The sequence below is a fragment of the Mycolicibacterium novocastrense genome (assembly GCF_001499835.1).
Taxonomy (GTDB): Bacteria; Actinomycetota; Actinomycetes; order Mycobacteriales; family Mycobacteriaceae; genus Mycobacterium; species Mycobacterium novocastrense.
Map to the genome: position 1 here is coordinate 356588 of NZ_LQIH01000012.1, position 23702 is coordinate 380289.

The following is a 23702-nucleotide window of genomic DNA, read 5'->3' on the forward strand; positions in this document are numbered from 1 at the left end:
CATGAGCCTCACCGCTATTCCGAAGGCGGTGCTGAAGTTTCAGTACCAGGTGGCCCGTGTGCCGCTGCAGTTGATCGACGACCGGTTCGTCGCCCGGATGGACGACGAAGCGCTGGCCCGGCTGTTCTACGAGCGTTCTCTGGGGATGCTCGACACTGCCGTGGGCACCGCGCTGGGTGATCGTGAACTCCAGAAGCGCGGCGCCACCCTTGTCGAGCGCAGCGACGCGTTGCGCCGCGCGGCCGAGCTCGACGCGGCCGCCGATGAGAACGTCAAGCAGGCGGGCCGAGAGCTGAAGGTGACCCGCGAGAAGGCGCTGCAGGACAAGCAGAAGGCCTTCGAGGAGACCGAAGCCGAAGCGCGCCAGGCGCGCACCGAGGCCCAGCAGCGCAAGCGCGCGGCGGTCGAGAACGCCGAGAAGAAGATCGTCGAGGACAAGAAGAGGGCCGACGAGATCGCCGAGCAGCGCAAGAAGAACGTCGAGACCGCCAAACGCCGCGAAGAAGAGCAGATCGATGCGGCGGAGCGCACTGCCGCGAAGGTGGCCAGCGTCAAGATGGCCGACGCTCAGGACAAGCGCGTCGATGCGGCGACGACGCGTGCGCAGGCGGAGAAGATCGAGGATCTCGCCGACGCGGAGAAAGAGAAGCGGCAAGCCGATCGCTAGTGCCGGCTAGATCCCGAGCAGCGACTCGATCCAGCCTCGCGCGAAGTACAGCAGGAAGCCCGCGGCGACCACCCACAACAGTGGGCTGATCTCGCGGGCTTTTCCTGCTGCCGATCGCAGCACCACCCACGCGATGAAGCCGACGCCGATGCCGTTGGCGATGGAGTACGAGAACGGCATCGTGGCCACCGTCAGCACCACGGGCAGCGCAACCGAGAACTCGGAGATGTCGATGTGGCGCAAATGCGACACCATCATCGCCCCGACGATTACCAGCGCAGCCGCGGCCACTTCCGTCGGCACCACCGACGCCAGCGGCGAGATGAACATCGCGGCGAGGAACAGCACGCCGGTCACGAGGTTGGCCAGGCCAGTGCGAGCGCCCTCGCCGATACCTGCTCCCGATTCGACGAACACCGTGTTCGACGAGGCCGACGATGCGCCGCCGACCACAGCGCCGGCGCCTTCGACGATCAGGGCCGCCCGCAGGCGGGGAAAGGTGCCCTTGTCGTCGGCGAGTCCAGCCTCGCGCGAAAGCCCCGTGAAGGTGCCCATCGCGTCGAAGAAGTTCGCGAACACGAGCGTGAACACGAACATGGTCGCGGCGATCACCCCGATGCGCCCGAAGCTGTCCATGCTGAAGGCGCCGACCAGCGAGAGATCGGGGAGCGCGAACGGTGACCCCGACAGGGTCGGAACCGACAGGCTCCATCCACCGGGCTTTTCCGCGGCGGACCCGAGGTGCCAGATCGACTCGATCACGACCGCGACGACGGTGCCGGTGACGAGCCCGATCAGGATGCCGCCCCGCACTTTTCGGGCCACCAGGATTCCCGTCAGCAGCAGCGTGAAGGCGAAGACGACGGTGGGCACGGTGCTGATGGAGCCGCTGCCGTTGCCGCCGAGGCCGACCGGCGGCGACGCTGCCCCCGTCGAGCCGATGAACCCCGCGTCGACCAGGCCGATGAACAGGATGAACAGCCCGATACCGGCGGTGATGGCCAGCTTCAGCTGCATCGGCACCGCATCGAAGACCAACCGCCGCAACCCGGTCGCCGCCAGCACGACGATGATGAGCCCGTTGATCACCACCAGCCCCATGGCTTCTGCCCAGGTGAGGGAGCCGACGAGCGTCGTCGCGACGAACGAGTTGATGCCGAGGCCGGCGGCGAACGCGAACGGCATCCGCGCAATGAGGCCGAACAAGATCGTCATCACGCCCGCGGCCAGCGCCGTGACGGCCGAGACCTCGGCGAACTGCAGCCTCTGACCGGTGACGTCCTCGGAACTGGACAGGATGATCGGGTTCAGCACGATGATGTAGGCCATCGCGATGAACGTGACCAGGCCGCCGCGGGCCTCCGCGCCGACCGTCGTCCCGCGCGCGGAGATCTCGAAGAAGCGGTCGAGGCGGTTCACCCCTCAGACCCTATGGGGTGTCCTCGACACCCGTCATCTCGTGCAGGGCGCGCAGGAACGCTCGCCGGTCGGCGGGCGACAGCACCGAAAGCAACCGCTCCTCTCCGCGCTGAATCTGCGCCTGCACCGAATCCTTCAGAGCGCGGCCGGTTTCGGTGATCGCCAGCAGCCGCACACGCCGGTCGGCCGGGTCGGGGCTCCGCTCGATATAGCCCCGCTCCTGGAGTTCGTCGAGCGTGGGGATGATCCGGGTCTTGTCGGCGCCGATGGCCTCGGCGAGCGCGGCTTGGGTGCGCACCGGGGATTCGTCGAGCGCCGACAGCACGCTGTAGCCCCACATCGAGACGTCGTGTTCGGCGAGCACCGGGGTCTCCAGGGCGATCAGGCGACGCAGTAGCGGGGCGAGCATCGCCGCGAGGTCCCGTCGTCGCGACTTGGGCGGCATGGAGGGATATTAAGCGTTGACCAATGATAAGCGAACATTTATCGTAAGCAAATGCATACGATAAACGATCCGCGACCCTTCCACCGAACAGCGATCAACGCCACCGTCGATGTCGTCTCGCGAGTGACGGCCGACGACCTCGCTCGCCCGACCCCGTGTCAGGGGTGGGACCTCTTCGAGCTGCTGACCCATATGACCGTGCAGCACAAGGGATTCGCCGCCGCGGCTCGAGGCGCCGGCGGCGATCTTGCGATGTGGGCGCCGATGACCGTCGCAGAGGATGTCCGCGCCGATCCCGGGGGCACCTATGCCGCGGCGGCTGCAGAGGTGCTGGCCGCGTTCGCTGTCGAGGGCGTGCTCGAGTCGACGTTCGCGTTACCGGAGTTCGGCGAGGACGCCGCCGTTGCGGGTGCCATGGCGATCGGTTTTCATTTCGTCGACTACGTCGCACACGGGTGGGACGTCGCCCGCAGCATCGACGTGCCGTTCGGGCTGCCCGACGACGTGGTGGCGGCGGTCCTGCCACTGGCGATGGCGGTTCCCGACGGTGAGATCCGCGACGCGGACGACTCTCCGTTCGCCCGCGCTGTGGCGCCGGAGGCGGGGGAGAGCGACCTCGATCGGGTGCTACGCCACCTGGGCCGATTTCCCGGCTGGCGGGCCGAAGGCGTCACCGCGGATCGATGAGGTCGCGCAGCCTCTCCGCCGGTACGACGGACGCACCGGCTTCGCGTACCCGATCGGCAAGGGTGCGGTCGGACGTGGCCACGCTGATGTCGCCCGGCCGGTCGTCGGCCCGGACCAGGCGGACAATTTCATCGTCGGCCGAGTTGGGCGCCGGACGCGGGGCATAGGTGACGGTAATGGTCGACGAGTCGATCGGTGGCTTGGGCGGGCGTTCGAACACCACGGTGACGTCGTCACCGTCCGGCCGCCAGGATTCCAACCGCTCGACCAGGGTCGCCATGGCGCGATGACGGTCACGCCACCAGCCGTCGGGGCGCGATCCGATCACATTCATACCGTCGACGATCCACCGCATCGCGTGTCGAGGACCGGCCTCGGCCGACGGTCGGGGGTTCAGTAGGCGTGGCCGGTCTGCTTGGCCGCCGAATGCCGACGGCCAAGCAGGTAACCGAGCCAACGAATATCGAGTAGCACCTGGTCGCCTTCCGCTATGCGGTCTTCTGGGTCAACAGCGGCAATGGGCGACGCCGTTGGTTGAGGTCGCTTGCGAACTGTGCAAGCGCATCGGGTACCGAATCGGCGACCGGCACACTCACGCCGGAAGCACACAGCACGCGCTCGACAGCCCTGCTGGGTATGACGATCCATTCCACATCGGTGTCGAAGCAGCACTCGTCGATGTCATACATCAGCGAAACAATCTGCCCCGTGCACGAACTCACACCGCTGAGGTTGAGGACGAACGGCTTCTCCGCGAGAACGAACCGACGGGCGAACGCGGTGATCCGTTCGATGTTGGTGTCATCGATGATCCCATCGATCGTCACGACAGTCGCCAGCTGGCGGCACACCGCATGAAGCTGGGCGCCGGCGCATTCGAATGACGGATTTCCGTACATCACTGCCTCCTGTAGCACCTCAACTCGACCTTGGTACTCAAGGTAAGCGGCCAACTTAAGGCCACCGGGAGCAGCGGCTAATACTTTCGTAAGAAGCGAAAGGGCTGATGAAACGTCAACTATCGCGCATCCACTGGGGGCCGGAGTAGTTCTCCCACGGGCTGTAGTCGGCGAGCAGTTCCTCCTGCGGGGGCCGCTCGCCTTCGGGCACGTGTTGCAGGTTGATCCGGATGCGGTACCAGATCGAGCTGGGTCCGCGCATACCGTCGACCAGAATGTCTGCGGGCTCCAACTTTTCGGCCACGGACGGGTGCCGTCGGCGCCATTTCTCCAACGCCGCCATCGCCTCGTCTTTGGTCTTCGTGCGGGCGATCTCGATGAGCGGCTTCGAGGAGACCCGGCGGCCGGTTCCACGGCTCGATGGTTTGGCGCCGCGCGGTGCCTTCTCCGCCGGGCCTTGCCGGTCGGCCAGGTCCAACAGCGCGTCCAGCGATCCCGCCGAATCATCGATGCCCTCCCACGGGTCACCGAGTTCGGCGAATCGTTGCGGCACGGTCGCGATCGTGAACGCATCGGGGCGGCAGCCGGGCACCTCGCTCCAGAGCAGCGGCGTCGACACCCTGGCGTCCGGCGTCGCGCGCACCGAATAGGCCGAGGCGACGGTCCGGTCGAAAGCGTTCTGGTTGAAATCGACGAAGACGCCCTCGCGCTCCTCCTTCCACCAGCGCGCGGTGGCGATCTCGGGCGCGCGGCGTTCGACCTCGCGGGCCACCGCCTGCGCGGCGAGCCGGACGAACTTGAACGGCCACCGCCGCTGGATTCGGGCGTAGATGTGGAAACCCCGCGATCCCGACGTCTTGGGCCACGCAGTCAACCCGTGGTCCTCGAGCACTTCGCGGGCGACCAGCGCGACCTCGATGATCTGCGGCCATTCGACGCCCGGCATCGGGTCGAGGTCGACGCGCAGCTCGTCGGGGTGCGCGAGATCGTCCGACCGGACCGGGTGGGGATTGAGGTCGACGCAGCCGAGGTTGACCGCCCACACCAAGCCGGCCGCATCGCGCAGCACCGCTTCGGCCGCCGACGTCCCGGATGCGTACTTCAGCTCAGCGACGTCGACGAAGTCCGGCCGGTTCTTCGGCGCGCGCTTCTGGAAGACCGCCTCCTCGGTGATGCCCTTGACGAACCGCTTGAGGATCATCGGCCGGTCGCGAACACCGCGCAGGGCGCCCTCGGCGACGCTGAGGTAGTAGTGCATCAGGTCCGACTTGCTGACGCCGATATCGGGGAAGACGACCTTGTCGGGGTGGCTGATGGGCACCCGGTGACCCTCGACCTCCAGGTGCTGGGTCGCGGCCATAGCGTCATGCTAGTTTCCCGGCCGCAGTGCGACGCGGGTCACATATGGTGGGGTCATGGCCAGACTTTCGGAGCTCCCGCTGCAAGCGTTCGCCAAGGCTCAGCAACTCGTCGAACGCGGGTCGGCCGAGTTGCACTACGCCGCGAAGATGTTCGGCGCGGGTGCGTTCAAGATCGAACCCCCGCAGAACGTGGCCGCGATGCTCGCCGACATCCGTCGGTGGGGCGAGTTCGGGATGATCCCGGCCCTCAACGCGCGTCGCACCCCGAACGCCACGGCGATCATCGACGACTTCGGCGAGATGACGTTCAAAGAACTCGACGACGCCGCGCACTCGGTGGCCAACGGCCTGCTGGAGAAGGGCGTCAAGGGCGGTGACGGAGTCGCGATCCTGGCCCGCAACCACCGGTGGTTCCTCGTCGCGCTGTACGGCGCCGCCCGCACCGGCGCGCGGATCATCCTGCTCAACAGTGAGTTCTCCGGTCCTCAGGTCAAGGAGGTGTCCGAACGCGAAGGCGCCAAGCTGATCATCTACGACGACGAGTACTTCCAGGTGGTGTCCAAGGCCGATCCGCCGCTGGGCAAGCTGCGCGCGCTCGGCGTGAACCCCGACAAGGACGAACCGTCGAAGAGCACCGACGAGACGCTCGAGGACTTCGTCTCCCACCACTCGGGGAAGGCCGCACCGAAGGCGACCAAGCACTCGTCGGTGATCATTTTGACCAGCGGAACGACGGGAACGCCCAAGGGCGCCAACAGAAGTACGCCGCCCACCCTCGCCCCGATCGGCGGTGTGCTGTCGCATGTGCCGTTCAAGGGCGGCGAGATCACCGCGCTTCCGGCGCCGATGTTCCACGCGTTGGGCTTCCTGCACGCGACGATCTCGATGATGTTGGGCACGACGCTGCTGCTCCGCAGACGGTTCAAGGCCGAGAAGGTGCTCGAGGACATCGAGAAGCACAAGGTGACCGCGGTGGTGGTCGTGCCGGTGATGTTGTCGCGCATGCTCGATGCGCTCGACGGTATGGAGCGCAAGCCCGATCTGTCCTCGTTGCGGATCGTGTTCGTCTCGGGGTCACAGCTGGGCGCGGAGATGGCGCAACGCGGGCTCAAGATGCTCGGACCCGTCATCTACAACTTGTACGGGTCGACCGAGATCGCGTTCGCCACGATCGCGCGGCCCCAGGATCTGGAGAAGAACCCGGCGACCGTCGGACCGGTGGTGAAGGGCGTGAAAGTCAAGATCCTCGACGACGACGGCAACGAACTGCCGCAGGGCGAGGTCGGGCGAATCTTCGTCGGCAATTTCTTCCCGTTCGAGGGTTACACCGGCGGGGGCCACAAGCAGATCATCGACGGGCTGATGTCCTCGGGCGACGTGGGCTATTTCGACGAGAACGGCCTGCTCTACGTCAGCGGCCGCGACGACGAGATGATCGTGTCCGGCGGTGAGAACGTGTTCCCGGCCGAGGTGGAGGACCTGATCAGCGGGCATCCGGAGGTCGTGGAGGCCACCGCGGTCGGCGTCGAGGACAAGGAGTGGGGTCACCGGTTGCGGGCCTTCGTCGTCAAGAGCGACGGCGCCTCGATCGGTGAGGACGACATCAAGCAATACGTCCGCGAGCATCTGGCGCGCTACAAGGTGCCGCGCGAGGTGGTCTTCCTCGACGAGTTGCCGCGCAATCCGACCGGCAAGATCCTCAAACGCGAACTTCGGGAGATGGACGTCGACGGAGGCGGCGAGAAAGGGGAGAAGGGTAAGGCGGACGGCGGCGGCGAGAAGGGTAAGGCCGACGGCGGCGGCGAGAAAGGCAAGGCCGACGGAGGCGGCGAGAAGGGGAAGGCCGACGGCGCTGAGAAGAAGGCCGACGAGAAGGCTGACGAGAAGGCGGACGCCAACAAGTCGGACTAGTCACGCCGCTGCACCCCGCGCTACGGCGGGTGTCTCAGTCGGCCATCGCGGCGGCGCCCGGAATCGACAGGCACACCAGCATCAGCAGCAGCAAGAACCATCCCGCGCCCTGCCACTGCACCCACGCGCCCTCGGCCTTCCACTCGCGGTAGGTCCTGATGAACGCGCCCAATCCGCCGAGCAACAGGATTGTGGGCACGGTCGAGGCGGCAACGACCGAAGTCTTCGACACGAGGGCGTAGATGACGAAGGCGACGGCGGCCACCGCGACCACCACCGCGGTGTAGGTGGCGGCGGCCCGGAACGCTTTGGGCCGGTCCCAGCGCTTCTCGACATCGTTGGTCATGACTGAATTGTTGCCTTCGGTGCGATCGCTAAACGCCCATCAGGGTCCGTTGATGTACCACGACAGGCATCCGGGGATGTCACGGCACGCGATGACCGCGGTCTGGTCGGGCGGACCGCCGCGGATCTTCGGCGGACGTTTACCGAAGTTGCACGAGGTTGCCCACGGGTTCCCGGGGATGATGCCGGGATAGCACGGCGCCGACTGGTCTCGTGGCGCCGGATCACCGGCGAAGACCGCAGGCGCCAGCAACAGCCCCAGCATCGCCGAGGCGCCGACGACGACGCGGGCGATCCGGACACTCAAGCCACTCATTGCTGGCCGCTCATCTTCACCGCCAACCGCTCGAACGCAACCGCTGATCTCAGGCTACGCCGTTGAGCAAGCGCCTTTACGGATCGCGCGGCAGTCCCAACAGGCGTTCGGCGATGATGTTGAGCTGCACCTCGGTGGTGCCGCCGTAGATCGTGGTGGCCCTGCTGCCGAGCAGGTACTCCGCCCACCGGCCAGGCTCCTGCTTCGGATCTCCGATCGCGCCGTCGGTGCCGAACGAGGACACCGCGAACTCCGCGTAGCCCTGGCCGGTTTTCATCGACAGCAGTTTGGAGATCGCCGCGGCCGGCATCGGATCACCACCGGCGAGCGTGAGCAGCGTCGAGCGCATGTTGAGCACCTTGGCGGCGTGTCCTTCGGCGATGAGCCTGCCGGCGTGGTGCTGCTCGATCTGGTCGAACTGCCCGTCCTGAAGGAACGTGATGAAGTCGGCCAAACTGGCCAGGAACGGCGGCTCGCTGCTGCCGATCGAAACCCGTTCGTTGGTCAGCGTGTTCCGGCTGACCTCCCAGCCCCGGTTCACCTCGCCGAGCACCATCTCGTCGGGCACGAATACGTCGTCGATGAACACGGTGTTGAACATCGCGTTACCGGTCAGCTCGCGCAGCGGCTTGACCTCCACGCCCTCGCTGGCCATGTCGAGCAGGAAGTAGGTGATCCCATTGTGTTTCGGCGCCGATGGGTCGGTGCGCGCCAACAGCGCGCCCCACTGCGAGAACTGCGCCCCGGTGGTCCAGATCTTCTGGCCGGTGATCCGCCAACCGCCGTCGACCTTGGTGGCCTTGGTGGTCAGGCTGGCCAGGTCCGACCCCGCGCCGGGCTCGGAAAACAGCTGGCACCAGATCATTTCGCCGCGGAACGTGGGCGGCAGGAAACGCTGTTGCTGTTCGTCCGTGCCGAACGCGACGATCGAGGGGATGATCCACGCCGCGATGCCCATCTGTGGGCGCTTGACCCGGCCGCTGTCGAATTCCTGGGCGATGATGATCTGCTCGACGGGACCGGCAGCCCGTCCCCACGGCTTGGGCAGATGCGGTTGCACCCAGCCGCCCTCGGCGATCGCGACACTGCGCTCTTCACGTGGAATGGCTTTCAGCGCAGCCACTTCCGCGCGGATCTCGTCACGCAGCTTCTCGGTATCGGGATCGAGGTCGATGTTGAGCTTGCGCATCCCCGTGCTGGTCGCGACGTCGACGACCTGTTGCGGGTAGTCGGCGTGCCTGCCGAAACCGGCCGCCAGCACCAGCGCGCGCCGGTAGTACACGTTCGTGTCGTGCTCCCAGGTGAACCCGATGCCGCCGTGCACCTGGATGCAGTCCTGGGCGCAGTGCTGGGCGGCCTCGGGCGCCAGCGTGGCCGCCACGGCCGCCGCGAACTCGAATGCGGCTTCGGTAGAGCCGGTTTCGGGGTCTTGCCCGCTTCTCACGTGCGCGGTGAACTCGTCGATGGCGCGGGCCGCATCCCAGACGGCGGCGGTGGCCCGCTCGGTGTCGGCGATCATCGAAGCGCACTTGTGCTTGATGGCCTGGAACTGGCCGATGGGCCTGCCGAACTGCTCGCGGATCTTGGCGTACGCGGCGGCGGTGTCGGTGGCCCACCGCGCCACCCCGATGCACTCGGCCGACAGCAGCGTCGAGATCAGTGCGCGAGCCATCGGCCGGCTCAGGTTGCTCAGCACACGGTCGTCACCCACTTCGATGGCGTTCGCGCGCACATGCGCGAACGGGCGCAGCGGGTCGAGGCTGGTGACGGGTTCGATCTCCAGCTGGTCGGCGTCGAGGATCACCCATTCCTCGCCGCTTTCGATGGCGACCGGCAGCACCAGCAGCGACGCCTGTGCCGCGGCGGGTACGGCACGCACCTCACCGCGGATGACCAGTCCGGCGGCATCGCCTTCACCGTGCCGGGTGGCAGTCAGGCTCGAGTCGAGGGCGTAGGTCGCGATCGTTGCGCCGGAGGCCAGGTTCGGCAGCTGTGGGGCGTTCGGGTCGTGTGCGGCGATCAGCGCGCTGGCGATGGCCGACGGAACGAACGGCCCCGGGACCGCGCCGTAACCGAACTCCGCGGCGACGATGGCCAGCTCGAGTATTCCGAAGCCTTGTCCGCCAACATCTTCGGACAGGTGCACACCCTGCAGGCCCTGATCGGCCGCGCCCTTCCAGTAAGGCGGCGGATTGGAGATCGGCGTCTCCAGGGCTTCGTGCAGCACCTCGGAGGGCGCCACCCGAGCGACGAAGGACCGCACCGAGTCGGCCAAGTCGTTGTGCTCAGGATTGATTGCGATGGGCATACCTGCACCTCACTGTGACGGACCGTCCCTAATAACCGGTCGGTTGGGAGACACGATACCGTTGACGACGTTGGCCAATTCACGGCCGTCCCGGAGTCGGCGGCAGTTGTCCAGACCGTGCTCCAGATACCTGCGCATGGTGTCGGCGGTGTACCAGGTGACGTGCGGGGTGAGCACGACGTTGTCGAGCGACAGCAGCGGGTTGTCGACCGGCACGGGCTCGGTGGCGAAGACGTCGAGGCCGGCGCCGGCCAACTTCTGAGACCGCAGCGCTTCGACGAGGGCGGGCTCGTCGACGATGGGGCCGCGGCTGGTGTTGACCAGAACGGTGCCCGGCTTCATCCGGTCCAGCGCGGCGCGGTCGATCATGCCCGCTGTCGAATCGGTCAGCGGCAGATGCAGCGACACGATGTCGCTGGCGGCCAGCAGGTCGGGCAGCGCACGCCAGCCGGGATGGCCGTCGTCGCGCGTACTGGTGTGCAGGACCTCGGCATCCATCGCCCGCACGATGCGCTCGACCCTCGTTGCGACGTTGCCGTAGCCGACCAAACCCACCGTGCAGCCGCCGATGTCGCGCACGGTCTCGCCCAGGATCGGGTCGGACGGCCAGCCCCGGCCCCCGCGGGTGGCACGGTCGAGTTCGGTCAGCCTGCGCAGCACGGCCAGCATCAGCAACACGGTGCCCTCGGCGACCGACGGGGCGTTGGCCCCCGGCATGTTGGCGACCGCGACGCCCAGGGCGGTCGCGGTGTCCACGTCGATGGTGTTGACCCCGGCGCCCATCTTGTGTACCAACAGGCAACGCCGCGCTTTGGCGAGGTCGTCTCCGGAAATCGGCCGGAGCACATGCCAGATCACGTCGGCCTCGGGGAGCTCACGGTAGAAGGTGGTGTCGTCGTCCTCCGCGCAATAGCGGATGTCGAGCCAATCGGATTGCGGTGCAACGAAATCGATGGCCTTCGAACCGGGCGTGAAGTGAGCGAGGACCCTCAGCGGTGAGCGCCCGCGCGACGAGTCGGAGTCTAACGCCACCGCTTCGCGATCCACTTGGCGATGGTATCGGCTTGTTCGCTGCGTGCCCCGGGAGTGGTGAAGTAGTGGTCGGTGTCGATCGAGGTCTGTGCCTTGTCCGTGCCGGCAAGCGCGTCGAAGATGTGCTGGGCATCCGACGGGAACACGCCGGTGTCCTGATCGGCGTTGATCACCAGCGCCGGGCACGTGATCCGGTTGAGGTGCGGTTCGGCGCGGGTCTGGGCGTATCGCAGGCTCCACATTCCGAGCCAGTTACGCAAGGTGCAGGCCGCGGCGATACCGCGCGCAGATCTGTTGGCCTGCACCGGCACTCCGGCATAGCACATGTTCGCGGGTCGCTTGGTCGGCTCCAGGGCGGGGTCGACCATGCGCGGGTCGGCCCATGTCCGAAGCACCGTGAACGGGCGGTCGGAGAAACCCGCCGCGCGCACATGCTCCAGTTCGGCCTCGGCCCAGTCCGTGATCGCGTGGTTTCGGGCGATCTGGGCAGCGCGATACCGTTCGACGAAGTCCGCCTCGAAGGGGGGCCCGTTGCGTTCGTCGAAGAGATCGAGTTGGGGATCGCTTGCGACCGCGTCGGTTTCGTCGACGACAGCCCCGTCCATCCAGGCGGTGAGCACATCGGGACGGCCGGGGTGCGCCGCGGTCGCGACGTACCCGTCAGCGGCCGGCAGGTCGGTCAGGCCTGCCGCGGGACGCATCCCCGGAAGGGGCGTCACATGCGGGTCCACGGCCTGTGCCTGGTACGCCGCCATCAGCGAACCACCGCCGGAGTTCCCCAGCAGCACAATGGTTTCCACGCCCTGGACCTCGCGGAGCCACCGCACCCCGACGCCGATGTCCACGAGCGCGTGATCGAGCAGGAAGCTGCTCTCGAACCCGCGATAGCGGGTGTTCCAGCCCAGGAAGCCGATACCGCGGGTGGCCATGTAATCGGCGAGATAGTGCTCGGAGAAATCGATCTGGTAGTGCGCGGCGATCATCGCGACCTTCGGTTTGCGGCCAACGCCGCGGTGATAGAGGCCCTGGCACGGATGTCCACCCGCGCCCGCGCGCCGGGCCGTCGGGGAGTCGAGGCCGACGAACTCCCGGGTGACGCCCGGTGTGGCGTTGCTCGACGGTGTTCTCGTCATTCGAGCCGCCCCCCATCTGTCCAAAGTCCAAGGGCTGCAGGCTGTTCAGTGATCTTGATGATCGGTTTGACCGGCAGCGGGGCGTACGGGACGATCGTCATAGCGGTGCCGGTCCGTTCGTCATTGCTCGTGACTGTCCCTGATGCTAAATTCGATTTGCGTTTCTGGCCAGAGATTCGCGCTAGGAGGCGCCCAGTGATCAGGCCCGACAATCCCAACACCGAGTTCGAACTCGGCGGCATCAACCACGTCGCGCTGGTGTGCTCGGATATGGCGAAAACCGTCGATTTCTACAGCAACGTCCTGGGTATGCCGTTGATCAAATCGCTCGATCTGCCCGGAGGCATGGGCCAGCACTTCTTCTTCGATGCCGGCAACGGCGACTGCGTCGCGTTCTTCTGGTTCGCCGACGCGCCGGACCGGGTCGCGGGCATCTCCTCGCCCGAGGCCATTCCGGGAATCGGGGACATCGTCAGCGCCGTCAGTACGATGAACCATCTGGCATTTCACGTGCCCGCCGAGAAGTTCGACGAATACCGACAGCGCCTCAAGGCCAAGGGCGTGCGGGTGGGTCCGGTGCTCAATCACGACGACAGCGAGGCGCAGGTTTCGCCGACGGTGCACCCCGGTGTTTATGTCAGGTCGTTCTACTTCCTGGACCCGGACGGCATTACGCTCGAATTCGCCTGCTGGACGAAAGAATTCAGCGAGAGCGACGCGAAGGCCACGCCGAGGACCGCGGCGGACCGGCGCCCGAGGGTGACCGCCTGAGCCTCTCAGGGGTCGTTCGTCGGCACACCCGAGATCGCGTTGATGTTCGCCGCGAGCCGGTCGATGAGTTGGTCGGCGGCCAGATCCAGGCGGCCCGCAAGCCATGTGCTGATCGTCTGTCCCACGCCTCCGACCGCGAAATGCGCCGTTGCTTCGTCGAGTTCGTTGTCGTAGGGGACGACCGCACCCACATGCTGCAGCAGCAGCTGGGCGAAAAGGGCCGTGGACTCGACGCGTTTACGCATGATCACTGTGTTCGACAACTCAACGCTGAACACCAAGCGGCCTACACGCCGATCTGCGGCGATGGTGTGGACGATGTTCGCCATCGCCGCACGGGGCTGCTCGCGGGGCGGCGCCGCGACGACTGCCGCCTGGGTCGTCGCTGCGATATCGGCGATCACCCAGTCGTAGACCTGCGCGGCGAAGTCGTCCTTGTCGCGGAACGTCTCGTAGAAGTAGCGGACACCGAGGCCGGCCTTGGCGCAGATGGCCCGCACCGTCAACTCCGCGAGATCGTCGGCACCCGCGCCGAGCAACTCGAGCCCGGCGTCGAGCAGCCGCAGCCGGCGCTGCGCAAGGCGTTGGGCCGCGTCGACGCCGCGGTAGGGGCGGACCTGTGCCATGACCGCCATCTTGACACCCGGCACCGGGCGCGGGCAATATCAGGAAACACGTGTTCTCACATTTGAGATAGGGGTCCCCGATGGTTTCCCAGCCGATCGACCACGTCGGAAGACCGGTCAACGATGCGCCGCTGCCCGGGCACAAGCTGCGTCGCAACGTCGCGCCCGAGGACGCCATGCTCGGCATCGGTCTGCTGTCGGGACCGGCCAACGTGATCATGGAACTCTCGCGACCGGGCGTCGGATACGGCGTCAAGGACAGCCGCGTCGAGAGTGGCCGTGCCGACCGGCACCCCATCAAGCGGGCGCGGACGACGTTCACATACCTCGCTGTCGCCCTCGCGGGCACCGACGAGCAGAAGGCCACGTACCGGCGTGCGGTCAACCGGTCGCACGCCGAGGTGTACTCGCTGCCGGACAGCCCGGTCGAGTACAACGCGTTCGATAAGGACCTGCAGCTGTGGGTGGCGGCCTGCCTGTACAAGGGTTTCGTCGACGTGTACCGGGTCTTCGTCGGCGAGATGGACGACGAATCCGCCGACCGCCACTACCGCGACGGTGCGGCGCTGGGCACCACGCTGCAGGTGCCCGCCCAGATGTGGCCCGCCGACCGCAAGGCCTTCGACGAGTACTGGCAGCAGTCGCTGGACAAGGTCCACATCGACGACGCGATGCGGGAATACCTGTGGCCCTTCGCCGCGGGTCGGATCGGAAAACTCAAGGCTCCGGCTTGGTTGCAGAAGCGCACCGACGCGCTCAACCTCTTCATCACGACCGGTTTTCTGCCCCAGCGCTTCCGTGACGAGATGCGGCTGCCGTGGGACGCGAAAAAGCAGCGCCGGTTCAACCGGGTGATGCGCCTACTCGGCCGCATCAACAACGTGATGCCCCGGTTCGTTCGGCAGTTCCCGTTCAACGTGCTGCTCAAAGACCTGGACTGGCGGGTGCGCACGGGCCGCCCGCTGGTGTGAGGCGGCCCAGCTATTGCGCTCTAGTGTGCACTCAGATCGGAAAACCTCACGGTAGGCGCCGAAAAGACGATCTGACCGCACACGAGAGGCTGGCGAATGTTGGGGCGGCCTGTCAGCGTGCTGTCAGAATCGCGGCGTACAAAGAGGCGCATGCGTAGCGACGACGACACCTGGGACATCACCACCAGTGTCGGCTCCACCGCGTTGTTCGTCGCCGCTGCCCGTGCGTTGGAGGCGCAGAAGCCCGACCCGATCGCTGTCGACCCCTTCGCCGAGACCTTCTGTCGCGCGGTGGGGGGTGACTGGGCGGACCTGCTCGACGGGGCAGCGCCCGACCATCCCCTGCGAACCGACGACTTCGGCGCGGCCTTCGTCGACTTCCAGGCTGTCCGCACCAGGTACTTCGACGACTACTTTCGCGCTGTCGCCGACGCCGGAGTCCGGCAGATTGTGCTGCTGGCCGCGGGTTTGGATTCGCGCGCGTACCGCCTGGACTGGCCCGGCGGCACCGTGGTGTTCGAGTTGGACCAGCCCCGCGTGCTCGAGTTCAAACGGCAGGTCCTGACCGCGCACACCCCGCGAGCAGAACGCCGTGAGGTCCCGGTCGATCTGCGTGACGACTGGCCCCAAGCATTGCGCGCCAACGGGTTCGACCCGAACGAACCATCGGCCTGGATCGCCGAGGGCCTACTGATCTACCTGCCGGCCGACGCCCAGCGCGAGCTGTTCACCGGAATCGACTCGCTGGCCGCCGCCGGCAGCCACGCCGCCGTGGAGGAGGCGGCACCGATGGACGCGGCTGCCTTCGAGGCGAAGAGGGAAGAAGAGCGGTCCTCCGGGGACGAGGACGCGTTCTTCAATCTCGTCTACAACCAACAGCACGCACCTGCCGCCCAGTGGTTCGGCGCCCGCGGCTGGCGCGCCGAGGCCATCACCCTCGAGGACTGGTTGCGCAGAAACGGCCGACCGGTGCCCGAGCGGGGGTCGGAGGCGGCGACGATGACGGGGACTATAAGCCTGGTGAGCGCCGTCAAGGCGTGAGCTTGTTCACCCGCTGAGCGGACCCCGTGCGTCTGTACAAGTTAGCTTAGTCAATGCTAACTTCGGGCGGAAAGTTAGCCTGCCATAACTACGGGGAGATCACGGCGCGTGCCGCTACAGACCGATTTTGCTGCGACTTCGCGCGTCGACCACGACGTGGTGAGTCGGTTCGCCACGTGTTGCCGGGCCCTTGGGCTGTCGGTGCACGACCGTCGGCGCCCGCCGGATCCGGCCGCGGCCCTGTCCGGTTTCACAGAGCTCACCCGCATCGCCCGCGAACAGTGCGATGCGTGGACGGGTCTGGCGGCGGCGGGGGACACCAGTCCCAGGGTGCTCGAGGCCATCTGGCAGACCGTCGCCACGGCGGGTGTCCTCCAGCGCCACGTGCAGCTCGCCGAGCGCGATCTGGCGTTCACCTACGACACCGGGCTCTACCTGAAGTTCTCGGCGTCGACACCGGACGATTTCCAGCTGGCCTATGCGGTGACGCTGTGCGACACCGGTGACTACGCAAAGGCGGATCAGCTCGTCGAGCCCTTGATCGACCGGCGCCCCAGCTGGCTGGATGCGCGCTGGGTGCGGATCGCGATGTACTACCGCACCGAGCGGTGGTCGGACGTCGTCCGGCTGATCACGCCGATCGTCAACGACTCCCGTCTCGACGAGACCTACGCACACGCGGCGCGCGTCGCGCTCGGCACCTCCCTGGCGCGCCTGGGTATGTACGCGCCGGCCCTGTCGTATCTCGAAGACCCCTCGGGCCCAGTGGATGTCGCGACCGTGGACGGCACCCTCGTCAAGGCGTTGTGCCTGCGCGCCCAGGGCGAAGAGCTCGACGCGGGCGACGTACTCGCCGAGCTCTACGCCGCCAACCCGGAGAACGAGCAGGTCGAACTCGCGCTGTCGGACACCTCCTACGGCATCGTGCCGACCACGGCCGCGCGTATCGAGGGCCGCTCCGATCCGTGGGATCCCGCCACCGAGCCCAGCGAGTCCGAGTTCGTCGACCCCGGCGCCAAGGAGCGCAAGGCGCACCTGCTGATCGAGGCCGAGGCCGAGCTCGCCGAGTTCATCGGCCTGGACGAGGTCAAGTACCAGGTCGCTCGGCTGAAGAGTTCGGTCGCGATGGCCATCCGCCGTCAGGAGCGCGGCCTGACGGTCGCCCAGCGCACCAACCACCTGGTGTTCGCCGGCCCGCCCGGTACCGGTAAGACGACCATCGCGCGCGTCGTCGCCAAAATCTATTGCGGGCTGGGCATTCTCAAGAAGGAGACGGTCCGCGAGGTGCACCGAGCCGACCTGATCGGCCAGCACATCGGTGAGACCGAGGCCAAGACCAACGCGATCATCGACAGCGCGCTCGACGGTGTGCTGTTCCTCGACGAGGCCTACGCGCTGGTGTCGACCGGCGCCAAGAACGACTTCGGCCTGGTCGCGATCGACACGCTGCTGGCGCGCATGGAAAACGACCGCGAGCGGTTGGTCGTGATCGTCGCCGGCTACCGCAAGGATCTCGACGCCTTCCTCGACACCAACGAGGGCCTGCGGTCCCGCTTCACCCGGAGCATCGAATTCCCTTCGTACACACCGCATGAACTCGTCGAGATCGCGGTCCGGATGGCCGAGAAGCGCGACAGCGTCTTCGAACCTGCGGCGCTCGCCCACATGGAGTCGCTGTTCGGGCAGTTGGCGGCGGCGACGACGCCGGACGCCACCGGCGTGGAGAGGCGCAACCTCGACATTGCAGGTAACGGCCGTTTCGTCCGCAACCTGGTCGAGCGTTCCGAGGAGGAGCGCGAGTACCGACTTGATCACTCCGATGTCGAAGACTTCACAGATGACGAGCTGATGACCATTACCGATGAAGACGTCACCAAATCCGCCATTCCGCTGCTGCGTGGCCTCGGTCTGACGGTGCCCGAATGAGCACTGAAGACAATTCGGATCGCCGGGCGTTCGCCTCGCGGACACCGGACAACGAGAACCCCGACCGGGTCGTGTACCGCCGCGGGTTCGTCACCCGTCATCAGGTGACCGGATGGCGCTTCATCATGCGACGCATCGCCTCCGGTGTCGCGCTGCACGACACCCGCATGCTCGTCGACCCGCTCCGCACGCAAGCCCGTTCGGTGCTCGTCGGCGCGCTGGTGCTGATCACCGTGATGGCAGGGTGTTTCGTGTTCTCGCTGATCCGGCCGGGCGGCGTCGCCGGCAACGACGCGATCCTCGCCGACCGCACCACCTCCGCGCTCTACGTCCGCCTCGGTGAGCAACTGCACCCGGTGCTGAACCTGACGTCGGCGCGCCTGATCGCGGGCCGGCCGGACAACCCGTCGCAGGTCAGGACCAGCGAGATCGACCAGTTCCCCCGCGGCAATCTGATCGGCATCCCGGGTGCACCCGAACGCATGGTCCAGAGCACCGCCCGTGACGCCGATTGGACGGTGTGCGACGGGGTTTCGGGGCCGGCTCTCGGTGTCACGATGATCGCGGGCCCGCTGACCGACGGCGGCGAGCGCGCGGCGCAGCTGCCCGATGACAAGGCAATCCTGGTCTCCAACCCGAGCGGTCCCAATGCCGGCACCTGGCTGTTGTGGAACGGGCGCCGAAGCTCGATCGACATGAACGACCGCGCCGTCACCAGTGCACTCGGTCTGGGTACCGCAGGCGCCGACGCGCGCCCCATCGCACCCGGTTTGTTCAATGCGGTGCCGGAAGCTCCCGCGTTGATTCCCCCGGTCATCCCCGGCGCCGGGGAACCGCCGCGATACCCGTTGCCGGCGCCTGCGCCGGTCGGCGCGGTGGTCACGGCCTTCGCCACCGACAACACCCTGCGTCATTACGCGGTGCTCGGCGAAGGGCTGCAACCGATTTCACCGGTCGTCGCCGCAATCATGCGGAATGCGAACTCGTACGGACTCGACCAGCCGCCGCGGTTGGGCGCCGACGACATCGCACGTCTGCCCGTCGCGGACGTCATCGACACCGATGCCTATCCCGCGGAGCCGATTTCGCTCGTCGACTCCGCCGACGCGCCGTTGACGTGCGCCCAGTGGAAGCGGCCCGCCGATGCCACGGGCGCGACACTGGACCTGCGTTCCGGGGTCACGTTGCCGGTGTCCGATCAGCTGCGCCCCGTGCCGCTGGTCGGTGCGGGGTCCGGAACGACCGCCAACCAGGTCGTGCTGAATCCCGGGCGCGGTTACCTGGTCCAGACGGTCGGTCAGGACGGCGGGGGCGCGTCGACGTCACCCGTCGGCGGCGCGGCCTTCTGGCTCAGCGATGTCGGGGTCCGGTACGGGCTCGACGTGGACGGTGACGAGAACGCCATCTCCGCGCTCGGCCTCACCCCGCCCGCCCTACCGATTCCATGGTCGATGCTGAGCCAGTTCGCGCCCGGCCCGACGCTGTCGCGAGGCGATGCGTTGCTGGCCCATGACGCGCTGGCCGCCGACCCCCGCCCCGCTGTCGTGAGGGAGACGCCGTAATGAGTCGGCTCATATTCGAGGCGCGTCGCCGCATCCCGGTGCCGACGACACGCAAAGGCACCATCACGATCGAACCGCCGCCGGAGCTGCCGCGGGTGATTCCGCCGTCACTGCTGCGGCGGGTGCTGCCGTTTCTGATCGTCATCCTGATCGTCGGCATGATCGTGGCGCTGTTCGCCACCGGCATGCGGCTGATCTCGCCGACCACGCTGTTCTTTCCGTTCGTTCTGCTGCTGGCCGCGACCGCGCTCTACCGCGGCACCGACAACAAGATGCGCACCGAGGAGGTCGATGCCGAGCGGGCCGACTATCTGCGCTACCTGTCGGTGGTCCGGGACAACGTGCGCGCACATGCCGCCGAACAGCGCGCGGCGCTGGAGTGGTCCCATCCGGACCCGGGCCTGCTCATCGACGTCCCCGGCACTCGCAGGCAATGGGAGCGCGATCCGCACGACCCTGACTTCCTGGTGGTGCGCACCGGATTGCACGATGCCCCACTGAACGCCTCGCTGCGGGTGAAGGACAGCGCCGACGAGGTCGACCTGGAGCCGGTGTCGCACAGCGCCTTACGCGCGCTGCTCGACGTGCAGCGGACGGTACGGGCCGCACCGACCGGTATCGGGCTCGGCAAGGTCTCGCGGATCACGGTGCTCGGTGAGCCCGACGAGGTCCGCGGAGCGCTACGGGCCTGGATCGCCCAGGCCGTCACCTGGCACGACCCCGCCGTGCTCGGCGTCGCACTGTTGGCTCCGGACATCGAGAGCGACGACTGGTCGTGGCTGAAGTGGCTGCCCCACAACGACATTCCCGGTGCGATCGACGGCGCCGGCCCCGCCCGCTACCTGTCGTCGGACATCGTTGAACTGCGCTCGCAGCTCGCCTCCGCGCTCGATGACCGGTCCCCGTTCGGCAGCGACGACGACGCCGAGGTCAAGCACCTGCTCATCATCGTCGACGATCCCGACGTGGACACCACGGCGCTGGTCCCGCGCGGCGGGCTGGCCGGTGTGACGCTGGTTCAACGCGTCGCCGAGCCGCCGCACCGCGAGCAGTACCCCGACCCGGAACGGCCGATCCTGCAGCTGACCGACGGAAAACTGCAGCGCTGGCAGTCCGGCGGCTGGCAGCCCTACGTCGACGCCGCCGATCAGCTCGACGTCGCGACCGCGCGGCACATCGCCCGCCGGTTGTCGAAGTGGGATTCGAACCCGAGCCACGCGCGCACCGGCAGCACCGGTGTCGCGACCTTCTCCACGCTGCTCGGCATTCCGGACGCCGCGGCGCTGGACGTGGCGAGCCTGTGGGCGCCGCGGGCGCGCGCCGACGAACTGCGCGTACCCATCGGCGTCACCGCCACCGGTGAGCCGCTGATCTTCGACCTCAAGGACGAGGCCGAAGGCGGTATGGGCCCGCACGGCCTGATGATCGGCATGACCGGCTCGGGCAAGTCGCAGACGTTGATGTCGATCCTGTTGTCGCTGTTGACGACTCACTCCGCCGACCGGCTGATCGTGATCTACGCCGACTTCAAGGGTGAGGCCGGAGCCGACATCTTCCGGGACTTCCCGCAGGTGGTCGCCGTCATCTCGAACATGGCCGAGAAGCGTTCGCTCGCCGACCGGTTCGCCGACACGCTGCGCGGCGAGGTTTCACGACGCGAGCAACTGCTGATGGAGGCCGGCCGCCGGGTCCAGGGCAGTGCGTTCAACTCGGTGCTCGAATACGAGGCGGCTATCGCGGCCGGCCACGACCTGCCGCCGCTGCCCACGCTGCTGGTGGTCGCCGACGAGTTCTCGCTGATGCTCTCCGATCATCCCGAGTACGCCGACCTGTTCGACTACGTTGCGCGCAAGGGTCGTTCGTTCCGCATCCACATCCTGTTCGCGTCGCAGACGCTGGATGTCGGCCGGATCAAGGACATCGACAAGAACACCTCGTACCGGATCGGGCTCAAGGTGGCCAGCCCGGCCATCAGTCGCCAGATCATCGGTGTGGAAGACGCGTTCCACATCGAGGCCGGCCCCGAGCACAAGGGCGAGGGATTCCTGGTGCCTGCGCCGGGCGCTCTGCCGGTCAAGTTCCGCAGCACCTATGTCGACGGCATCTACGATCCGCCGCGGGCGGAGAGGTCGGTTGTGGTGCAATCGGTTCCGGTGCCACAGCCGTTCACCGCGGGACACGTCGAAGCGCCCGCCGACACGGTCGTCGTTTCCGATCCCGCCGCTCACGAGGAGCGTCCGCCGCGCAAGCTGGTCGCCACCATCGGTGACCAGCTGTCCCACTACGGTCCGAAGGCGCCGCCGCTGTGGCTGCCACCGCTGGACGAGCCGATCCCGCTCGACGAGCTGCTCGCCCGCGCCGATGTGACCGAGCGCGAATGGCGTTGGCCGCTCGGCGAGATCGACCGTCCGTTCTCGATGCGGCGCGATCCGTTGATCTTCGACGCCAGGTCCGCCGGTGCCAATCTGCTGATCCACGGTGGTCCGAAGTCGGGGAAGACCACAGCGCTGCAAACGTTCATCCTGTCCGCGGCCGCTCTGCACTCGCCGCGCGATGTGACGTTCTACTGCCTGGATTACGGCGGCGGTCAGCTGCGGCCGCTCGAAGACCTGGCCCATGTCGGTAGCGTTGCCTCTCCGCTGGAACCCGAGCGCATCCGGCGCACCTTCGGTGAGCTCGAGCAGTTGCTTCGTGCCCGCCAGGCGCGGGGACACTCGGGTAATGGTCAACGCGACGAGTACGGAGAGACTTTCCTGGTCATCGACAACCTCTACGCGTTCAGCCGAGACAACACCGACACCTTCAACACCCGGAACCCGTTGCTGTCGAAGGTCACCGAGCTGGTGAACACCGGTATGTCCTACGGCATCCATGTCGTCATCACGACACCGAACTGGCTCGAGGTTCCGTTGGCCATGCGCGACGGTCTGGGCCTGCGGCTCGAACTGAAGCTGTCGGATCCGCGCGACAGCAATGTGCGGGTCACCGGTGCGCTGCGGCGGCCCGCCGAAGCCGTGCCCGCCGACCAGCCCGGCCGCGGTCTGACCATGGCCGCCGAGCACTTCCTGTTCGCCGAGCCGGCGCTGCGCGACATCAGCGTGATCAACGCCCGCCATCGGGGTGTCACCGCACCGCCGGTGCGGTTGTTGCCGCACGATCTGGCTCCCAGCGCTGTGGCACCGCTGTATCCGGCGCCGGAGCAGGTGGTCATCGGCCAACGCGAGGAGGATCTCGCGTCCGTGTCGGCCGCGTTCGACCAGAACCCGTTGTTGATGGTGTTCGGAGATGCCAAGTCGGGCAAGACGACCCTGCTGCGGCACGTGATTCGCACCATCCGGGAGAACTCCACCCCGGACCGCGTCGCGTTCACGGTGATCGACCGGCGTCTGCATCTGGTCGACGAGCCGCTGTTCCCGGACAACGAGTACACCCCGAACATCGACCGGATCACCCCGGCGATGCTCGGGCTGACAGCTCTGCTCGAGAAGCGCCGCCCGCCCGCCGGCCTGTCACCGCAGGAGCTGAGCACGTGGAACTACCGATCCGGCGATGACGGTCACACCCACTACCTGATCATCGACGACGTCGACCAGATCCCGGACGCGCCCGCGGTCAGTGGACCGTTCGTCGGCCAGCGGCCGTGGACCGGCATCATCGGATTGCTGTCGCAGGCAAGCGAGCTGGGCCTGCGCGTCATCGTGACCGCACGGGCCACCGGCTCGGCACACGCGCTGATGACCGCACCCCTGCTGCGCCGGCTCAACGAGCTGCAGGCGGCGATCCTCATGCTGTCGGGCAACCCGCAGGACAGCGGAAAGATCCGGGGACATCGCTTCCGTCGGCTTCCTGCAGGCCGCGCGATGTTGCTGGACGACGGCGATGGCCCCACGTTCCTGCAACTCGTCAACCCGTTCGCGGACGCGGTGGCAGGACATACCGGAAACAACGGCAACAGTGGAAGGGAGTTCAACTGATGACTCTTCGCGTCGTTCCCGAAGGCCTCGCCGCGGCAGCGTCCGCTGTCGAGGCGTTGACGGCCCGGTTGGCAGCGGCCCACGCCGCGGCCGCACCCGCGGTCACCGCCGTGATTCCGCCTGCCGTCGACGCGGTGTCGATCCAGACCGCCGTCAGCTTGAGCGCCCATGGCGCGCAGCACAACACGATGGCGGCCCTCGGTGTGGAGGAACTGGGTCGCTCCGGAGTCGGCGTCGGCCAGTCCGGTACGAGCTACGCCACCGGTGACGCGGCCGCCGCGGCGAGTTACCTGGTCGCCGGAGGCTGA

The 23702-nt window shown here is 67.2% G+C and carries 21 protein-coding genes; 10 read left to right on the top strand and 11 right to left on the bottom strand.

Features of this window, described 5'->3' with window-relative positions; all coding sequences use genetic code 11:
• The first annotated feature begins 1 nt into the window (after position 1).
• Positions 2-667, top strand: a complete 666-nt coding sequence (locus AU072_RS11960) for a hypothetical protein (protein ID WP_064413966.1) — start codon at positions 2-4, stop codon at positions 665-667.
• Positions 668-673: 6 nt separating this feature from the next.
• On the opposite strand, the gene AU072_RS11965 is transcribed toward AU072_RS11960, so the two are convergent.
• Entirely contained in the window at positions 674-2086 is a 1413-nt protein-coding gene (locus AU072_RS11965; protein ID WP_064413967.1) for an NCS2 family permease, read from the bottom strand.
• A gap of 10 nt (positions 2087-2096) precedes the next feature.
• Complete coding sequence (locus AU072_RS11970; protein ID WP_064413968.1) at positions 2097-2531, bottom strand: MarR family winged helix-turn-helix transcriptional regulator; 435 nt, start codon at positions 2529-2531, stop codon at positions 2097-2099.
• Between the two features lie 51 nt (positions 2532-2582).
• Here AU072_RS11970 and AU072_RS11975 point away from each other — a divergent pair, with 51 nt between their 5' ends.
• Positions 2583-3218, top strand: a complete 636-nt coding sequence (locus AU072_RS11975; protein ID WP_064413969.1) for a TIGR03086 family metal-binding protein — start codon at positions 2583-2585, stop codon at positions 3216-3218.
• Here the strand turns inward: AU072_RS11975 and AU072_RS11980 are convergent.
• The 3 genes from AU072_RS11980 to AU072_RS11990 form a co-directional block, all read right to left on the bottom strand.
• Positions 3202-3573, bottom strand: a complete 372-nt coding sequence (locus AU072_RS11980) for an NYN domain-containing protein (protein ID WP_064413970.1) — start codon at positions 3571-3573, stop codon at positions 3202-3204. The two genes, AU072_RS11975 and AU072_RS11980, sit on opposite strands and share 17 nt — an antisense overlap.
• A gap of 133 nt (positions 3574-3706) precedes the next feature.
• Complete coding sequence (locus AU072_RS11985; RefSeq protein WP_064413971.1) at positions 3707-4117, bottom strand: hypothetical protein; 411 nt, start codon at positions 4115-4117, stop codon at positions 3707-3709.
• A gap of 115 nt (positions 4118-4232) precedes the next feature.
• Complete coding sequence (locus AU072_RS11990; RefSeq protein ID WP_064413972.1) at positions 4233-5477, bottom strand: DNA polymerase domain-containing protein; 1245 nt, start codon at positions 5475-5477, stop codon at positions 4233-4235.
• Between the two features lie 55 nt (positions 5478-5532).
• On the opposite strand from AU072_RS11990, the gene fadD2 reads away from it, so the two are divergent.
• Positions 5533-7389, top strand: coding sequence for a long-chain-fatty-acid--CoA ligase FadD2 (gene fadD2 / locus AU072_RS11995; RefSeq protein WP_082680805.1), 1857 nt, complete (start codon positions 5533-5535; stop codon positions 7387-7389).
• A gap of 34 nt (positions 7390-7423) precedes the next feature.
• Here the strand turns inward: fadD2 and AU072_RS12000 are convergent, their stop codons facing one another.
• The 5 genes from AU072_RS12000 to AU072_RS12020 form a co-directional block, all read right to left on the bottom strand.
• Entirely contained in the window at positions 7424-7735 is a 312-nt protein-coding gene (locus AU072_RS12000) for a hypothetical protein (RefSeq protein ID WP_064413973.1), read from the bottom strand.
• 39 nt (positions 7736-7774) lie between these two features.
• Positions 7775-8050 carry a hypothetical protein gene (locus tag AU072_RS12005; RefSeq protein WP_120270978.1) on the bottom strand — a complete coding sequence of 92 codons (276 nt, stop codon included), beginning with the start codon at positions 8048-8050 and terminating at the stop codon, positions 7775-7777.
• Between the two features lie 76 nt (positions 8051-8126).
• Complete coding sequence (locus tag AU072_RS12010; protein ID WP_064413974.1) at positions 8127-10358, bottom strand: acyl-CoA dehydrogenase family protein; 2232 nt, start codon at positions 10356-10358, stop codon at positions 8127-8129.
• A gap of 9 nt (positions 10359-10367) precedes the next feature.
• A complete protein-coding gene (locus tag AU072_RS12015; RefSeq protein WP_235629860.1) occupies positions 10368-11405 on the bottom strand; it encodes a 2-hydroxyacid dehydrogenase in 1038 nt (345 codons plus the stop codon).
• Positions 11381-12523: an alpha/beta hydrolase gene (locus tag AU072_RS12020; RefSeq protein WP_064413975.1), complete on the bottom strand. Its 1143-nt coding sequence runs from the start codon at positions 12521-12523 to the stop codon at positions 11381-11383. The genes AU072_RS12015 and AU072_RS12020 overlap by 25 nt, the downstream gene beginning before the upstream one ends.
• 195 nt (positions 12524-12718) lie before the next feature.
• On the opposite strand from AU072_RS12020, the gene AU072_RS12025 reads away from it, so the two are divergent.
• Positions 12719-13294 (top strand): VOC family protein, encoded by a 576-nt coding sequence (locus AU072_RS12025; protein ID WP_064413976.1) that lies wholly within the window; start codon positions 12719-12721, stop codon positions 13292-13294.
• A 5-nt stretch (positions 13295-13299) separates the two neighbouring features.
• Here AU072_RS12025 and AU072_RS12030 read toward each other — a convergent pair whose 3' ends face one another.
• A complete protein-coding gene (locus AU072_RS12030) occupies positions 13300-13920 on the bottom strand; it encodes a TetR/AcrR family transcriptional regulator (protein WP_064414056.1) in 621 nt (206 codons plus the stop codon).
• A gap of 80 nt (positions 13921-14000) precedes the next feature.
• Here AU072_RS12030 and AU072_RS12035 point away from each other — a divergent pair, with 80 nt between their 5' ends.
• The 6 genes from AU072_RS12035 to AU072_RS12060 all read left to right on the top strand — a co-directional run bounded on the left by AU072_RS12035 (position 14001) and on the right by AU072_RS12060 (position 23702).
• Positions 14001-14891, top strand: coding sequence for an oxygenase MpaB family protein (locus AU072_RS12035; protein ID WP_064413977.1), 891 nt, complete (start codon positions 14001-14003; stop codon positions 14889-14891).
• Between the two features lie 150 nt (positions 14892-15041).
• A complete protein-coding gene (locus tag AU072_RS12040) occupies positions 15042-15932 on the top strand; it encodes a class I SAM-dependent methyltransferase (RefSeq protein ID WP_064413978.1) in 891 nt (296 codons plus the stop codon).
• Between the two features lie 108 nt (positions 15933-16040).
• Positions 16041-17858, top strand: a complete 1818-nt coding sequence (eccA, locus tag AU072_RS12045) for a type VII secretion AAA-ATPase EccA (protein WP_082680806.1) — start codon at positions 16041-16043, stop codon at positions 17856-17858.
• A complete protein-coding gene (eccB, locus tag AU072_RS12050; RefSeq protein ID WP_064413980.1) occupies positions 17855-19420 on the top strand; it encodes a type VII secretion protein EccB in 1566 nt (521 codons plus the stop codon). The genes eccA and eccB overlap by 4 nt, the downstream gene beginning before the upstream one ends.
• Positions 19420-23394: a type VII secretion protein EccCa gene (gene eccCa, locus AU072_RS12055; RefSeq protein WP_064413981.1), complete on the top strand. Its 3975-nt coding sequence runs from the start codon at positions 19420-19422 to the stop codon at positions 23392-23394. Before eccB ends, eccCa begins: the two co-directional genes overlap by 1 nt.
• Positions 23394-23702 carry a PE family protein gene (locus AU072_RS12060; protein ID WP_064404938.1) on the top strand — a complete coding sequence of 103 codons (309 nt, stop codon included), beginning with the start codon at positions 23394-23396 and terminating at the stop codon, positions 23700-23702. The genes eccCa and AU072_RS12060 overlap by 1 nt, the downstream gene beginning before the upstream one ends.